Annotated in this window: 13 protein-coding genes; 8 read left to right on the top strand and 5 right to left on the bottom strand. The window is 67.0% G+C overall.

The window, feature by feature from the left end; translation table 11 throughout:
• Positions 1-722: 722 nt before the first annotated feature.
• Positions 723-1,553: a hypothetical protein gene (locus FV222_RS05360; RefSeq protein ID WP_147813329.1), complete on the top strand. Its 831-nt coding sequence runs from the start codon at positions 723-725 to the stop codon at positions 1,551-1,553.
• Between the two features lie 58 nt (positions 1,554-1,611).
• On the opposite strand, the gene FV222_RS05365 is transcribed toward FV222_RS05360, so the two are convergent.
• The 3 genes from FV222_RS05365 to frc all read right to left on the bottom strand — a co-directional run bounded on the left by FV222_RS05365 (position 1,612) and on the right by frc (position 4,478).
• Positions 1,612-1,854, bottom strand: coding sequence for a hypothetical protein (locus FV222_RS05365; protein WP_147762675.1), 243 nt, complete (start codon positions 1,852-1,854; stop codon positions 1,612-1,614).
• A 146-nt stretch (positions 1,855-2,000) separates the two neighbouring features.
• Positions 2,001-2,933 (bottom strand): methionyl-tRNA formyltransferase, encoded by a 933-nt coding sequence (locus tag FV222_RS05375; RefSeq protein WP_147813331.1) that lies wholly within the window; start codon positions 2,931-2,933, stop codon positions 2,001-2,003.
• Between the two features lie 267 nt (positions 2,934-3,200).
• Positions 3,201-4,478, bottom strand: a complete 1,278-nt coding sequence (gene frc, locus FV222_RS05380) for a formyl-CoA transferase (protein ID WP_147762677.1) — start codon at positions 4,476-4,478, stop codon at positions 3,201-3,203.
• A gap of 558 nt (positions 4,479-5,036) precedes the next feature.
• Between frc and FV222_RS05385 the strand changes: the two genes are divergently transcribed.
• From FV222_RS05385 to FV222_RS05405, 5 genes are all read left to right on the top strand, one after another.
• On the top strand, positions 5,037-5,231 hold the full coding sequence (locus FV222_RS05385) for a hypothetical protein (protein WP_147762678.1): 195 nt from the start codon (positions 5,037-5,039) through the stop codon (positions 5,229-5,231).
• A gap of 159 nt (positions 5,232-5,390) precedes the next feature.
• Positions 5,391-5,657, top strand: a complete 267-nt coding sequence (locus FV222_RS05390) for a hypothetical protein (RefSeq protein ID WP_147762679.1) — start codon at positions 5,391-5,393, stop codon at positions 5,655-5,657.
• A gap of 34 nt (positions 5,658-5,691) precedes the next feature.
• Positions 5,692-7,521: a hypothetical protein gene (locus FV222_RS05395; protein WP_147762680.1), complete on the top strand. Its 1,830-nt coding sequence runs from the start codon at positions 5,692-5,694 to the stop codon at positions 7,519-7,521.
• A 319-nt stretch (positions 7,522-7,840) separates the two neighbouring features.
• Complete coding sequence (locus FV222_RS05400) at positions 7,841-10,198, top strand: TonB-dependent siderophore receptor (protein ID WP_147762681.1); 2,358 nt, start codon at positions 7,841-7,843, stop codon at positions 10,196-10,198.
• A gap of 11 nt (positions 10,199-10,209) precedes the next feature.
• Positions 10,210-11,781 carry a PepSY-associated TM helix domain-containing protein gene (locus FV222_RS05405; RefSeq protein WP_147813333.1) on the top strand — a complete coding sequence of 524 codons (1,572 nt, stop codon included), beginning with the start codon at positions 10,210-10,212 and terminating at the stop codon, positions 11,779-11,781.
• A 21-nt stretch (positions 11,782-11,802) separates the two neighbouring features.
• On the opposite strand, the gene murI is transcribed toward FV222_RS05405, so the two are convergent.
• Positions 11,803-12,681, bottom strand: coding sequence for a glutamate racemase (gene murI / locus FV222_RS05410; RefSeq protein WP_147762683.1), 879 nt, complete (start codon positions 12,679-12,681; stop codon positions 11,803-11,805).
• Positions 12,682-12,915: 234 nt separating this feature from the next.
• Here murI and egtB point away from each other — a divergent pair, with 234 nt between their 5' ends.
• Together egtB and egtD are read left to right on the top strand one after the other, a co-directional pair.
• Positions 12,916-14,178 carry an ergothioneine biosynthesis protein EgtB gene (gene egtB / locus FV222_RS05415; RefSeq protein WP_147762684.1) on the top strand — a complete coding sequence of 421 codons (1,263 nt, stop codon included), beginning with the start codon at positions 12,916-12,918 and terminating at the stop codon, positions 14,176-14,178.
• 25 nt (positions 14,179-14,203) lie between these two features.
• On the top strand, positions 14,204-15,178 hold the full coding sequence (egtD, locus tag FV222_RS05420; protein WP_238270590.1) for an L-histidine N(alpha)-methyltransferase: 975 nt from the start codon (positions 14,204-14,206) through the stop codon (positions 15,176-15,178).
• A 137-nt stretch (positions 15,179-15,315) separates the two neighbouring features.
• Here egtD and FV222_RS05425 read toward each other — a convergent pair.
• A partial coding sequence (locus FV222_RS05425) for an NAD(P)/FAD-dependent oxidoreductase (RefSeq protein ID WP_147813335.1) occupies positions 15,316-16,517 on the bottom strand: 1,202 nt, incomplete at its 5' end.

Genomic DNA, 16,517 nt, shown 5'->3' on the forward strand with positions numbered 1-16,517 from the left:
TCGGATAACGAAGCTCGCTTCGATCGTAGCGGGTCCGGTTCTCAGTCGTCCACATCGGCAGCCTCCACACAGGCAGCCTTGAATCACAAACCCCTCACATCACTCAATATGTCGCCGGACAGACACTCAGATCACCCCGCGCATCATCCCCGCTGTGAAAGTGGCGAACGCGCTCGATGAACCGAACAGTTGGCGATTAGTGTATAATCAGAGATGAAGATGCATTAGCCTGAGCCATCATTGGTCCGATCCCGAAGATAGTAGTAACGGCTAGGAAGTAATTCGTGTATGATGTCGACTGGCAGAAGGGTGCGATTTCAATACTGATAGGAAACCTCCTCTTCCTGCGCTTCCATGATCTGACGCCGGTCCCGGGGCGCCTCTTTCGGAAACAATTTACGAGAAGCTCAATGCGCTCTTCCGCGCCGCGAGCCGGTGCTGAGCTAATGCCGAGGATAGCCGCTTCGTCGGCGGACGTGCAGTCTCATCCCTTTCGGGTTATGATCCCTGGTCGAGCGTTGCCATGCTAGACGCTGACACGGCGTGCGATTGGTCGGGATAGGACTAGCGGCAATACTTCTTCATCCGCGATTATGGTCCGCATCAGCCATTGTCGATGCAACTCGGAGATGTAGCCGCCGACACTTGAATCGCTCCAACCGCACAACGCAGTGCTGGGAATTTACTTTCTATTCCACAAAATCAAATTGATAAGACCCGCAATGAATATTGGCAATCTCGTTTTAGGCAGTATTATATTATATTTATATTTTTATTTCTTTGATTTGCAGTATTATTCAAAATCTGATGCTTTAGGCCAAGACCCAAGCAGCATCATGGGCGCGTTTCTTGATAAAAGGCTGTACAATTTGTTCAATGGTCCTGTCGAGGACGTCGGCACCGTTGCAAGTAAAGTTTCAGCCGCATGCTGGACAACTGTCGTCATGCTGCCTGCCCTGTATCATTTTTACTCAGGTCAGAACGACTGGATACTGCATGCGCTCGGGTATGTAGGTTTGACCTTCCTGCTTGGGCCAGCCGCTATAAAAGACGCGTCGGCTCTACGGCCAAAAGACAAGGCTGTTAGCTTTAGCAGCAAGGTCGGCCGATGGCTGTTTCGGAAGGTTTTTTATGGAGCGTCTGATAAAATTAATGTAATCACAAAGATTGCAGTAATTAGCTTTCTCCTTTGGACAAGTCGAAAGCTATTCGGATGGCCTAGTGAAATTACGTCCTACATCCCGCACGCGCCCTGGTTTCCCGAGCAGATCGGACATGAACGTTCGAACATCATATCTGACGCGGTTTGGATCGTGATGTTTTTCATACTTGCAATCAAGACGATCACCTCGCCCGGCCACATGAGCGCGGCCTGGGGCCCAAATCCAACCCGAAAGACCTCGGACGTGGAGGGGGTCTACTATCTTTTTTCCAGGGGGCTCGTTGCGATCCTGACGATCCATTTTATCGCGTCGTACACCGCGTTTATCGGTGCTGATGCCAAGGGATTTAGCCTTGCGGCATTATTTTCGATTTTGGTGAGCAGGCATTAGAGGGTCCTCCGCCGGGTGGACTAACGGCTGTTAAGGTCACGTTGGTTTCCCGAAGTTGCTAGTGCAAGCTCTCTGCGAGCAAGAAGCTGAACGCCTGAGGCGGATCGTAGACGGTCTTAAAGGCCTCGGCTTCGTGGCCGACAACAAGGACATGATAAGGATGCGGCAGTGCCAACACGCATTTATGTTCTACCGGACAAGCCGCGCCGGCGCTTTTACCAAAGTCTGCTTTAAGATAACACTCGCTCAAGAGCAGACGGCCTGCCTCCCACCCATCGCGGACGTTCGTGGTGGGTTCCATCCGTCAGGTTTTCACCACCAGCTCATTTCCGAGCAGGCGGACCGGGTTGGCAGGCCCGGATCAGCGCGATCCTTCTCGATGCGATCGAACGCGAAAGACCCGCCGGCTGATCGCAGCCGACGGGATGGGGCGACGACCCACGCGTTTCAGCCGCCCAGAATCGTGCCCACGCTCAAGCCGCCGTCCTGGGCGAACTCCGCCGCGGAGAGCTTCTTGCCGCCCTCCGGCTTCACCTTGAAGATCTCGATCTGGCCGCCCTGCGCGGTGACGCGGATCGACTCGTCGCCGACCGCGATCACCTCGCCGACCTTGCCCTTCACGCCGCCGAGCGCCCGCACCGGGTGCAGCCGCGCGTCGAAGATCTGCAGCTTGGCGCCGTTCATCGTTGTCCAGGCGCCGGGGGCGGGGTTGGCGGCGCGGATCAGGTCGTAGATCTGGTTGGCGTGGGCGGCCCAGTTGATCGCCGCCTCGCGGGCGCGGAACCAGCCCTCGTAGCTCGCCGCGTCCTCGTCCTGGTCGACCTCCATGTGCCGGCCGGCGACGACGAGGTCGGCCGCCTCCAGCATCGCCGCGACGCCCATCGGGAACAGGCTCTTGAAGTAGACGTCGCCCAGCGTGTCGTCGGGGCCGATGTCGCAGGTCTTCTGCAAAATGACCGGGCCCTCGTCGAGGCCGTCGGTCGGGCGGAAGATCGTCAGCCCGGTCCGGGTGTCGCCCTTGGCGATCGGCCAGTTGATCGAGGACGGCCCGCGATACCGCGGCAGCAACGAGGGGTGGTACTGGATCGTGCCGTGCTTCGGGATCGTGACGAAGTCCTGCGGCGCGAACTGCAGCACGTAGGCCATCACGCCGATGTCGGCGTCGAGCCCGCGCATGGCGGCCTCCGCCTCGGCGCTCTTCAGGCTCGGGAGCTGGAACACCTGCAGCCCCTGCTCGAGGGCGGCGGTCTTCAGCACGTCGGGCTTGGCGCCCTCCTTCTCGGGGGCGCAGAACACGCCGGCCACCGTGTCGCCGCGCTTCAGGAAGGCCTCCAGCACCGCCTTGCCGAAATCCTGCTGACCGATGAAGGCGATGCGCATGGAAGCCTCGTTGTCGTCGCGATGGGACGGTCCGCCCCGGACTCTGCTCGACCGCCGATCCTGCCCACCACCTCGTCCCGAGGCGCTTTCGCGAGGCGGCAAGCCCCCAAGGAGGGCTCCGGTCGTCGCGCGCCCGCCGGAGGGCACCGTCGAGGTCCGCTGTCGCGGGCCCCTCGGGATGTCGGTGTCAGTGGTTGGGCAAATGCCGGTCCGTGTAGATGGATCGATAGAAGTGCAGGAACGAATCCGCCGTTTTTCGGCGACCGCCTACTCCGCCGCGATCTTCTCGATGCGGCCGACCGCGCCTGAATTCGCGATCTCGTCCACCTCGGCGTCGGTGTACTTGAGGACGCTGCGGAGGATCTCGTCGGTGTGCTCGCCGAGCAGCGGCGAGCGGGTCACCTCGCTCGGGCTCGCCGAGAGCTTGATCGGGTTTCCGACGGTCAGGTAGGTGCCGCGCGTGGGATGCTCGACCTCGACGATCGTGCCGGTCTTGCGCAGGGACTCGTCGGCGGCGATCTCCTTCATCGACAGGATCGGGCCGCAGGGGATGTCGTACGCGTTGAGGATGTCCATCGCCTCGAACTTGTCGTGCTTCATCGTCCAGGCTTCGATGCGCGTGAAGATCTCGTTCAGGTGCGGCAGGCGCGCCTTGGGCGTGGCGTAGCCCGGATCGGTCTTCCAGTCCGGCTCTCCGATGATGTCGCAGATCGGCGCCCAGACCGCGGCCTGGGTGATGAAGTACAGGTACGCGTTGGGATCGTGCTCCCAGCCCTTGCACTTGAGGATGCGGCCGGGCTGGCCGCCGCCGGAATCGTTGCCGGCGCGCGGGGTCGAGTCGCCGAACGGGATGCCCTCGCCGAACTGGCTGTACTCGGTGAGCGGGCCGTGATCGAGGCGCTGCTGGTCGCGCAGCTTCACCCGGCAGAGGTTGAGCACGCTGTCCTGCATGGCGCAGTCGACCTTCTGGCCCAGCCCGGTGACGGTGCGGTGGAACAGGGCGGTGACGATGCCGAGCGCGAGATGCAGGCCGGTGCCGGAATCGCCGATCTGCGCGCCGGTCACCATCGGGATGCCGTCGCGGAAGCCGGTGGTGGAGGCCGAGCCGCCGGCGCACTGGGCGACGTTCTCGTAGACCTTGCAATCCTCGTAGCGGCCGGGACCGAAGCCCTTCACCGAAGCCAGGATCATGCGCGGGTTGGCCTCGTGGATCTTCTCCCAGGTCAGGCCCATGCGGGCGAGCGCGCCGGGGGCGAAGTTCTCGACGAGCACGTCGCACTCCTTCACCAGGCGCCAGAGCACGTCCTTGCCCTTGGCCGTCTTCGAATCGAGGGTGATCGAACGCTTGTTGTGGTTCAGCATGGTGAAATACAAACTGTCCACATCAGGAACGTCCTGAAGCTGCGCGCGCGTCGCGTCGCCGGCGCCGGGACGCTCGACCTTGATCACGTCGGCGCCGAACCACGCGAGCAACTGCGTGCAGGTCGGGCCGGACTGGACGTGGGTGAAGTCCAGGATTTTGACGCCTTCCAGGGCCTTGCTCATGGGTCTGTCTCTGATCGTTCCAGGTGGGTCGGGATACCGGCGATGCCGCTCGGCTTCGAAGGTGTCGGGCCGCGGTCCCGTCAGGCCTCATGCCTGCCGGGCGCGCTCGCCAATGGTCAAGTCAATAAAAGTCCGCCTTCGGCCAAGCCGCGCTTCTGGCTAGGGCCGGTGCGCGGCTCAGCGCGCGTCGCGGCCCGAAGGCACGCAGATGGGAAGCCCTGCGGCCCGAAAGGCAGGCAGCCCTGATGGCGCCCGAGGGGCATTGCGACGCTCCATCCCTGTTGCTTCGTCTAAGTCGGCCTTGTCGGCCGTTGCCCCGCAGGATGGCCGAAGTGACGATGGCATGCAATATGCCAAACGACGTGACCCACGGCGCGATGTTCGTCCGGCCCGATGTCTTCGGTTGCACGGTCTTCGCTCGTCCAACGACCGGCCTGATGTCTCACAACTGCAGAATGCCTCATCGAAAATTGATCAGATTTCGGGATCACGATCGAATATCGGCCTATTCCGCCATACGAATGCATGGCACCTTACGGTTTCTTGCGGAGCCGTGCGATGAACGTTCCCGCCGCCTTGGCCGTCCAGTCGATTCCCTTCGCATGGCTCGTGCTGTCGATGCGTCGCGACAACGCCGACCTGTTCGCGATCCTCTACATCGCCGGCCTCGGGCTTCTCCTGTCGCTGATCGTTTGGCTCGGCGATCAGCTCATCTTCGATCAGGTGATGTCGGCGGTCGGTGACTTCGACTGACCGGGCGGACGTCACGCTTGGCCATTGCCGCCAAGCCGTAGGTTCCCGGTGCTGGCGACACCTTCCGCGTTCGCGCCCCTTGGCAGCGACGGAATACGGGTTCATCCTCCCGATCAAACGGCGCTCGGCAAACAAGCGCAGACCGACGGAGGTACGCCCATGCTTTCGAGTTCCCGCCTGATCAAGTCATCCTGGATCGCCGTCGAGGTCACGCAGGAGCGTGCCGAGCGGGTGCTGGTCGTCGAGACCTACATCGCGGTGAGCCCGCTCGAGCGCAACTACGAGGCATCGCAGTACGAGAAGGTCGTCGATTGCGTCCGCCACGTGCTCGCGGCGCACCCGGAGATCGACCGGGCCTCGATCCTGAGCATGCATCGTGGCTCGGGCTGCGCCAGCCTGTTCCGGGCTTCGGCCGAGGCGGCTTGAGCCTCGGTCCCGTGCGAGGTCTGGCCGTGGTGCGATGAACGCGGCGGCCGGGTATGCGCTGCCGGACGACGGCGTCGTCGAGCGCGGGCCGTGGAATCCCGGTATCGAATCGACGCTGCCACGGCGCTTTCTCGCGCTGACCACCCTGTACCGGCCCGAGAACGTTGCGACGCCCCTGGCCGAGGCGGTCGAACTCGCCGCCTTCTCCGGCCTGCCGATGCCGGAAATCGTCGCCTTCCGGCCCGAGCGCCTCGTCGTCCACGAGGTGCTGATCCGGGTGATGGCCGACCTCTCGGTCCCGGTCGGCGAGACCTATGGCGACCTTGGCGTCAACTTCCGTGCGATCGTCGCGCACATCCTCGCCGACGCGGTCGCACCGCACGCGGCGGCCGTCGCTGAGACTCTGAGCGCCGTTGCGGAGGCGGCGCGCACCCGCATCACGGCTGAGCTCGACGCGGCGTTCGCGCCGCCCGCTCCGGCGCCGGCAACGCCCAAAACCTGGCGCCACGTGCTGGGCCTAGCGCCGCGGCCGGAGCCGCCGCCCGTTGACGGGCGGTCTCCTGAAGAGCGTGTGCTGGCCAACTGCGCCGATTGGTGCGTCCGCGCCGGGCAGGGCGAGGATGCCCTCGAGCAGGTGGCGAGCGCGGCGCTTCACAGGGTTGTGTCGGGGATCGTCCGGCACCGGGGCAAGCTCATCGGGGATCGCAGCTTGCTCGCGAGCCTTGCTACCACGCTCGTGGCCAATGACGAGGGCAGCCGCCGCATCGGCTGCCTGATCGAGCCGTGGTTCGCCGAGGCCGTGGCGCGCGAAGGCTACGTTCCGGTCCGCGCGCAGGCGGCGCCGATCGTGATGAACGTCAAGGGCGCCTCGGCCTCGGGCAAGAGCACAATGCGCCCGCTGCAGCGCGCTCTGGCCCGCCGGCTCGGCGAATCCTGGTCGGACTTCGCGGTGATCACCCCCGACATCTGGCGCAAGTTCCTGCTCGACTACGACTCGATCGGCGACGCGATCGGCTATGCCGGCACGCTCACCGGGCACGAGGTCGAGATCGTCGATCGCAAGCTCGATCGCTACATGGCGCGCAAGGCCCGCGAGGGGCGGATGTCGCATCTGCTGATCGACCGGTTCCGGTTCGACAGCTTCAACGCCGATTCCCGTACGCAGGACGGTAGCCAGTTGCTGACCCGCTTCGGGCACCGCGTCTTCATGTTGTTCATGATCACGCCGCCTGACGCGACGGTCGAACGCGCCTGGATCCGCGGACGGATCTTCGGTCGCTACAAGGCGGTGGACGACCTCCTCGCCCACAACGTCGAGGCCTTCACCGGAATGCCGGAGCTGTTCTTCACCTGGGCGGCCAAGGCCGACAAGCAGGTGTATTACGAGTTCCTCGACAACAGCGTGCCGCTTGGCGAACGCCCGCGCACCGTCGCCTTCGGCGAGAACGGCAACCTGACCGTCCTCAACGCCGGCTACCTGATCGACATCGCCCGCTACACCAAGATTAACATCGACGCGCTCTCACCGGCGGAGGTCTACCCGGACGCCGCCGCCCTGGCGCCGGAACGGAACACCGGCTTCCTGCGCCAATGCGCCCGGCGCCTCCGCTCGGTCCGCTTCGCGGAAGCCGGCTCCGGCCTGGTCTACGCCTGCTTCGAGACTGGGCGCCTCACCTGCCTCGACCGCGCGGCGTTCGCGCGCGCCTGCGCCGACCCCGAGACCCGCGTGGCGCTCGCCGCCTTTGGGGCCGACAATCCGGAGGGGACTCCGTGCGCTGAAGCGCCTACGGAAATCCTGTCGCAGGCGCGCACCGAGACGCTGGGCGCCTGGGTCGACCCCAAGCGGGCGTCGCCGCCGGCCTGATTTGAGGCGACCAGGCGCCCGCGAGGTGTCACCGATTGAACACAGCCTGGCAGCTTATGCACCGGCAAGTTGCGTCGCGGGCACCATCCTGTCTGGGCATGCAGAGCGCACGAAACCGCCCACGCCCCTGTGCATCGTCATCCCGCGTGACCGTGCACGTCGAGATAGCCTGGAACCTTTCGAAGTTACTCTGGAACGCTTCCACAAGATAGAAATTGTGCTGGGGCGAGAACTTAACGATAAGCCGATCACGCCGCCGTGATGCGCAAGTGCATGTCGCGGGTCTTCGTCGTTACGTGTCGCGTCTGGGATCAACTAGATGATTCATTACTGCCCGTGCGCCGCAGGGCCAGCTTCCGTGCGCCCGTTCCGCACCGTACTGGGGCTGGCTCTACTATCCACGACCTGCGCGATCCTGTCGCCGTCGGCCGCCTCGGCGCAGACCGCGCCGACGACCGACATCGAGCTCGGCGAGCTCAGCGTCACCGGCGAGGGCGCCGGCCGCAGCCTCGGCGGCACGCTCTACGGATCGGGCGGTGCGTCCGGTGCGGTCCCCGGTTACGTCGCCAGCCGCAGCACCGTCGCCACCAAGACCGATACGCCGATCATCGAGACCGCGCAGTCGATCTCGGTGATCGGGCGCAAGCAGATCGAGGACCAGAACGCGCTCACCGTGAACCAGGCCCTACGCTACACGCCCGGCGTCACCACCGAGCAGCGCGGCGGCGCCGGCTCGACCCGGTTGGAGCAGTTCCTGATCCGTGGGTTCAACGCGCCGATCTTCCTCGACGGCATGGCACTCATCGCCGGCCGCGACGCCAACGCCACCATCGACCCCTATCGGCTGGAGCGGGTCGACGTGATCAAGGGGCCGGCCTCGGTGCTGTACGGGCAGTCGGGGCCTGGCGGCATCGTCAACCTGGTCTCGAAGATCCCGCAATTCGTCCGGCACGGCGAAGTCTTCGTCCAGGGCGGCGGCTTCAACGAGGTCCGCGGCGGCGTCGACGTGGGCGGGCCGATCCAGTCCGAGGTGCCGTGGCTCGCCGATCAGTTCGCCTACCGCATCGTCGGTTCCGGCTGGAACGGCGACGGCCCGGTGGACACGACGCGGGTCGAGCGCGCCTTCGTCAATCCGAGCGTGACTTGGCGGGCCTCGACCGACACGCAGCTCACGATCATCGGCAACTACCAGCGCGACCCGTTCTCTGGCTTCTACGGTGGCTTCCCGGCGGTCGGCACGGTGTTCCCGCGTGACTTCGGCAACGGCGTGATCGGGCGCCTGCCGGTCAACTTCTACGACGGCGACAAAAGCGTCGAGCGCTCGGACCGGACCCAGGCCTCGATCGAATACCTGTTCGACCACCGCTTCAACGAGAACCTGCGCTTCCACTCGGCCGGACGCTACCTGCGTACGCAGGGCGATTATCGCAGCGTCTACAGCGCGTTCAACCCGCGAAACGGCCCGTTCGCCAGCGGCCCGCTGCTGCCGCGCGCAGTGATCGGCAACGTCGTCGCGGCCGAGGCCTACACGTTGGATTCGAACGTCGTGGCCAACTTCGACACCGGTCCGATCGCCCACACGGCGCTGCTCGGCGTGGACCACCGCACCTTCAGCACGCGCACCAGCGGGACGCCGTTTCCGAACGCGCCCGACCTGAACGTGCTCGCGCCGAACTACGCGATGAACATCCCGTTCCCGGCCTTCACCACCACCTCGCGCATCGACGCGCAGCAGACCGGCGTCTACTTCCAGGACCAGATGAAGGTCGACGGCCTGATCCTGACCCTCGGCGGACGCTACGATGTCGCCCGCCAGTCCGGGCCGACCCGCAGCTTCACCGCCACCGGCAGCACGCTGACGCTGCAGGACGCGCCCTCCGACGCCTTCACCGGCCGGGCGAGCCTGCTCTACCTGTTCCCTTCGGGCGTCGCGCCCTACGTGTCCTACAGCCAGGCCTTCGAGCCGATCGTCGCCGGCCGAGTGTTCGACACGGCCTTCGGCACGGTCGGGCGCATCCCCGACCCGCAGCTGAGCGACCAGTACGAGGCCGGCATCAAGTACCAGCCGCCGGGTACCGACATCCTGCTCACCGCATCGGTCTTCGACATCCGCCAGTCGAACCGGACCACCGCCGACACGACGCTCGGCCGCCCCACCGGCTTCGTGCTGCAGACCGGCGAGGTCGGCGTGCAGGGGGTCGAGTTCGAGGCGCGGGCGAACCTCACCGAGGGCATCACCTTGATCGGCGGCTTCTCGCTCCTCGACATCCGCAACGTCCGGGACGACGGCCGGACCGCCAACGACCTCACCGGGCAGACGGTCCCGCTCCAGGGCCGGCGGCCGGTGTTGGTTCCGGATACCACCGCCTCGCTGCTCGCGACCTACCGATTCCTCGACGGGCCGTTGCTCGGCCTGGAATTCGGCGGCGGCGTCCGCTACCTCGGCACCTCCTGGGGCGACGCGGCCAACACCTTCAAGGTGCCCGAAAGCGTGCTCGTCGACGCCACGGCCTCCTACGACCTGCGCAACCTCGACCCGACGCTGGCCGGCTTCTCCGTGCAGGTGAACGCCACCAACCTCCTCGACGAGACCTACGTCAGCGGCTGCAACGGCTACACCAGTTGCTATTACGGGCTGCCGCGCACGGTCTACGCCACGCTGCGTTACCGCTGGTAGGGCGCGAGACCATGCGAACCGGCTTCCGGCAATCGATGGCGTGGCTGCACGCGTGGTCCGGCCTCGTGGTCGGCTGGGTGCTGTTCGCCGTCTTCGTCACCGGCACCGCGAGCTACTACCGCTCGGAGATCTCGCAATGGATGCGGCCGGAGCTGAAGGCCGCGGCTCCGATGAGTCCGGCCGCCCTCGGCCACGCCGCCGACCTCGCCCGCCTCCATCTCGACACCCATGCGAAGGGCGCGCGCAGCTGGTTCATCACCCTGCCGAGCCCCGACCGGCCGACCCTCGACCTGTTCTGGCGTCGCAAGCCCGGCACGCCGCCGGGCCAGGCGACGCTCGATCCCGCGACCGGCGCGCCAGCCTCGGTCCGCGATACGCGCGGCGGCGACTTCCTCTACCGCTTCCACTTCGAGCTGAGCATGGCGCCCCTGTGGGGTCGCTGGGTTGTTGGCATCTGCGCGATGATCATGCTCGTCGTACTGGTCTCCGGAATCGTCACGCACCGGCGGATCTTCGCCGACCTGTTCACCTTCCGGCGTCACGCCAAGTCGGCGCAGCGCGGCTGGCTCGATGCGCATAACGTCACCGGCGTGCTGGCGCTGCCTTTCCACCTTATGATCACCTACACCGGCATCGTCACGCTCTGCGTGATGTACATGCCCTGGGGCGTCACAACCGCCTATCACGGCGACGCCCAGGCCTTCTACGCGGAATCCGGCCAGATCACCGCTACGCGGCCCCCCGCCGGACGGCCGACGCCGCTGGCACCCCTCGGGCCAATGGTCGAGCGCGCGCTGGCGATGAACGCCGAGCCGCTGGAGCGGATCACGGTGCAGAACCCGGGCGACGCCAACGCCGTAGTCGTCGCAGTGTTCGAGGAGCCGCACGGCCTGATGCACCGGCACCCGCAGGTGGCGTTCGACGGCACAACCGGCGCGGTGATCGAGACTCTGGGGCCGATGCGTCCGGCGGCGGGCGCCTTCACCACGATGGTCGGCCTGCACGAAGCGCATTTCGCAGGGCCGGCCCTGCGGGTGCTGTTCTTCCTCAGCGGCGTCATGGGCGCGACCATGGTGGCGACCGGACTGATCCTGTGGACCGTGGCGCGGGTACCGAAGCCCGGCAGCGGGGCGAGGGCGCATCTCGGCCTGCGGCTGGTCCAGGCACTCAACGTCTGCACGATCGCCGGCCTGCCGATCGCCATCGCCTGCTACTTCCTGGCGAACCGTCTGCTGCCGCTCGGCATCGCCGAGCGCAAGGAGACGGAGGTGACGGCCTTCTTCGCCGCCTGGGTCGTCGCCGCCCTGGTGCCTCTGGTTCTAACGCCGCGCGCCGGCTGGACGGCGATGCTCGCGACCGCGGCGGCCCTGCTCGCTGCGGTGCCGGTCGTCGGCGGGCTCACCACCGGTCGTCACCTCGTCGCGAGCCTACGCGCGGGCGACGCGGCGTTCTACGGGTTCGACCTAGCGCTGCTCGGGCTCGGCGCCGCCTTCGCCTTCGCCGCCTACAAGGCCGCCGGGCTCAGCCGCCGCACTGTCGTCGAGCGGCCGCGGCCCAGGGCGGTCGCCGCGGCACAGCCCTGATCGAAGGGTCGGAAGACGGCGCTACTGCAGCGCCAGGGGCATCGGGTCGACGCCGACCGAGGGGATGCCGCGCCGGTCGAGCGAGGCGCGCAAGGCCTCGGTCAGCGTGGCGCCGCCGGTGAAGGCGCCGAGCACTGGGCCCTCGTCGGAGCGCGCGTCGCGCGGGGTGCTACCGAGCAGCTGCGTCACCCGGCGGGCGATGGCCGGGGCCGGGTCGATCCAGGTGACGGGCCAGGGCGCGAGCCGCTCGAAGCGCGGGCGCAGCAGCGGATAATGCGTGCAGGCGAGGCAGACGACATCGGTCCGGCGGCCGTCCTCGGCGGTGACGAAGCACGGCGCGATCTCGGCGGCGATCGCCGCGTCGTCCACCGGCGTGCCGGCGAGCTCCGCCTCGGCGTAGTTGGCCAGATGGTGCGAGCCGACCGACGTAACCGAGCAGGCGGCGGCGTAGGTCGCGATCAGGTCGCGGGTGTAGGAGCGGGCGACGGTGCCGGGCGTCGCCAGCAGCGTGACGAGGCGCGAGCGGCTTGTCTCGGCCGCCGGCTTGATCGGCGGCACCACGCCGACGAAGGGCGTCGGGAAGCGCTGGCGCAGGGCCGGCAGCACCAGCGTCGAGGCGGTGTTGCACGCGATGACTACGAGGTCCGGTCGGTGCGTCGCGATCAGGCGTGCCATCACGTCGAGCACGCGCTGGACCAGGACCGGCTCCGACAGGCGGCCGTAGGGGAAGGCGGCGTCGTCGGCGGCGTAGACGTATCGCGCGTCGGGACGGGCGCGGCGCACCTGCTCCAGCACCGTCAACCCGCCGAGGCCGGAATCGAACACAAGGATGGTGGGCTCGGGCGCCCCGCGCAGGACGGCGGCCGACAGGCTCGCTCCGGCCATCAGATCGATCCGCATCAGAACGCGTACCCCAGCATCAGAGCCTCGCAGTCTTGGGCGAGAGGGTTAAGGCCACCTCACTGCGGCTGCAAAAAGGCTATCGATTTCGCTGGGGCTGGCTTGTTGTCCCGTAATCCACCGCTCCGGCGCGATCGCAGACTGAATCGTCGCGCTGCCGTTGTCTGCGAGACCTTCGACCATATCTCCACCGTCCATGACCGCCGGTCGAACGGACGACGGGGAGAACAGACCATGGCTGCGACAGCCGCACTTCGCGACCCGGCCTTCCCGGCTCAAGCCTTCCCGCCGCCGCCCGTCTCCGCCCGCCCGGTGGACCGGGACGCCTGGATCGCCGCCTTCCGCTTCGTTCGCGCCGAGACCGAGCGCCGCGCCGCGCCGCTGTCACCGGAGGACCAGCAGGTCCAGTCCATGGCCGACGCCAGCCCGACCAAGTGGCACCGCGCACACACGACGTGGTTCTTCGAGCAGTTCCTGCTGCGCGAGCATCTGCCCGGCTACCAGATCCACGACGAGCGGCTGCACTATCTGTTCAATTCCTACTACGTCGCCGCCGGCCCGCGTCAGCCGCGGATCATGCGGGGGCTGATCACGCGGCCGACCACCGAGGAGATCGCCGCTTACCGCGCCCACATCGATCGGGCGGTCGAGACCCTGCTGGCGCAGGCCGCCCCCGGCGCGCTGGAGAAGGTGCTGCCGATCCTCGAGATCGGCTTGTTCCACGAGCAGCAGCACCAGGAACTCTTGATCACGGACATCCTGCACGCCTTCGCTCAGAACCCGCTGCACCCGGTCTACGATCCCGCGTGGCGCTTCCCGCAGGCGACGAGCAGCCCGGGCGCAATCGAGCTCGCGCACGGCATCCATCAAGTTGGACACGCAGGCGATGGGTTCTCGTTCGACAACGAGCATCCGCGCCACGACAGCCTGATTTTGCCGACGTCGATCGATCGGGGGTTGGTCACGAACGCGGAATGGCTGCGGTTCATGGCCGATGGCAGCTATACCCGCTCCGAGCTCTGGCTGTCCGACGGCTGGCTCGCGGCCCAGGCGGAAGGCTGGGAGGCACCGGGCTACTGGCAGCCGGGCGAGCAGGGCTGGACTTGCATGACCCTCGCCGGCCGCCGCCCGATCGATCCGGCGCAGCCCGTGACCCATGTCAGCTACTACGAAGCGGACGCCTACGCCCGCTGGGCTGGCCGCGATTTGCCGACCGAGTTCGAGTGGGAGGTCGCCGCCGCCGAGGGCGGGCTCGACGACGCGTTCGGCCTGGTCTGGCAGTGGACGCGCAGCGCCTACACCGCCTACCCGGGCTATCGCCCGCTGCCGGGTGCGCTTGGCGAGTACAACGGCAAGTTCATGTTGAACCAAATCGTCCTGCGCGGCTCGTCGGTGGCGACGCCGGAGGGACATGCCCGCCGGCCGTACCGCAACTTCTTCTATCCCCATCAGCGCTGGCAGTTCACGGGCCTGCGCCTCGCGCAGTCCCGCGCCTGACGAACGTCTTCCGGAGCTATCACGCGTGACCATCAAGCCCGTTTTCGCGGACGCGACGCCGCTCGCGCGCCTACCCGACGATCAGGCGTTCCTCGCCGACGTGCTCGCGGGCTTCGTCAAGCCACAGAAGACGCTGCCGGCGAAGTACTTCTATGACGCCGCCGGGTCAGACCTGTTCGAGCAGATCACCTTGCTGCCGGAATACTACCCGACCCGGACGGAGCTTGGCATTCTCGACGCGCGCGGTGCCGAGATTTCTGCCGCCCTGCCGCGCGGCGCCGCCCTCGTAGAGTTTGGTAGCGGCTCGACCGTGAAGGTGCGCCGGCTTCTCCGCCACATGTCCGACCTCGCCGCCTACGTGCCCGTGGACGTTTCCGAGACGTTCCTGCGTAGCGAGGCGGCGGCGCTGCAGACGGACTATCCGAACCTGCGCATCGCGCCGATCGCTGCCGACTTCACGCAGCCCTTCGCCCTTCCTGCCGATCTCGGCGAGGCCCCGCGCGCCGGGTTCTTCCCCGGCTCGACCATCGGCAACTTCGAGCCCGCGGAGGCGGCTCGGCTCCTCCGCCAGTTCGGCGACGTGCTCGGCGCCGGCGCGACGCTCGTCGTCGGCGTGGACCTCGTGAAGGACGCAGCCGTACTGGAAGCGGCCTACGACGACGCGGCTGGCACCACCGCGGCGTTCAACCTCAACCTGCTGACTCGGATCGACCGGGAACTCTCCGGCACTTTCGACGCGTCAGCCTTCGGCCATCGGGCGGTGTTCAACCGCACGGCCTCGCGGATCGAGATGCACCTCGTCAGCCGTGCGAACCAGACCGTGACGGTGGCCGGACACGCCTTCGCCTTCGCCGAGGGCGAAACGATCCATACCGAGAACAGCTACAAGTACACGATCGACGGATTTCGCGATCTCGCCGAGCAGGCCGGCTGGGCGGCCATCACCGTGTGGACCGATCCCGAGGCGCTGTTCTCCGTCCACGCACTGCGCTTCGGGTAGGGCTTGATGAGATAAACCTTCGTGAGCAGGTCGCGTGAAGCGCATCGGGGGCCCCTCTCCCGCAGGGGAGAGGGGCTCCGGGCCTCGTGACCCGAACGTCTAAGTGCCGTTTGCGTCCGACTTCCTGCTCGAAACCCTCAGCCCAGCATCCGCAGGACGGCCTGCCCAGCGCGTTCGCCGTCCAACGTCGCGCCGCCGACCGTCATGGCTCCTCCTCCGGCATAGGCTTCACCGGCGAGGAAGATGCGCTCGCCGATGCCCGCCTGGAGAGCGGCCCGGGCGTCGGCATGACCAGGGCGGGCGATCGAGTAACTGCCGCGGGCATATGGGTCGGTCCACCAGCCGGCGAGCTTCCCGGCCGTCACCGCGCCGCGCGCCTGCGTACCGAGGATCGCCACCAAACGGTCCGTGACCTCGGCGACGGCGGCGGCCTCGCCGAGTTCGCACAAGGCGCGCGATCCGTCTCCGCCGATGTTGGCCACCGCGAGCGGCCTGTCGAACGGCGAGACCTCGAAGTAGATCGTCCGGTCCTGCTCGCCGCGCCGCGCCACCGAGACCGCATCGCCCAAGGCCTTCAGATCGATCCGGGCGGGGTCGAGCCGGAGGCCGACCTTGCTGTAGGCCCCCATGCCGAGGCCGCCGAGCGCATCCCGCGTCGGGGCAGGCAAATCCGGCGTGAAGTGGATCGCGCCCGACGCCAGCACGCCGACCGGAACGGTGAGGATCACGGCCGCGGCGTCGAGGATGCCGCCCGGTGTCGTCACCCGCACCCCGCCGCCCGACCAGTCGATGCCGGTCGCGGCCGTGCCGAGGGCGACCGGCATCATCGCGAAGCGGCGGCGCACGAGACTGCCGTAGCCGTCGAGCCAGAGGTCGGTGCCGGACCACAGGCGGTCATAATCGAGGAGCGAGACGCGATCGGGCTCCTCGCCGAGCGACAGCCGGGAGAGGCCCGCCGCCGCCTGAACCATGTCAGGGCCGGCGACGGCGGCGGCTTCGGCGAGCGACCGGTCGGGGCCCGCGACCGGCTTCAGCGCAGCGTCGAGACCGGAGAAGGCGGCACGGCGCCGGTTGCGCTCGCTATCCGTCGCAGGATGCCCATCGACGAACAGCGTCCGCGCCCAGCCTTCCTGGCCGGCGATGCGCACGCCGTCGCGTTCGGCGATGGCCCGCCACGGGTTGCACTCGGCCCAGTGCACGTACTCGGCGCCGGCATCGAAGGGGCAGTCCGGCCCGAGCCCGATCTCGGTGTAGGCGCGTCCTCCGATGCGGTTGCGCGCCTCGATGACGGTGAAGGCTCGGCCGGCCTGGCGCAGGATGTCGGCGGCGGCGAGCCCGG

It is taken from the genome of Methylobacterium sp. WL103 (assembly GCF_008039885.1).
Taxonomy (GTDB): Bacteria; Pseudomonadota; Alphaproteobacteria; order Rhizobiales; family Beijerinckiaceae; genus Methylobacterium; species Methylobacterium cerastii.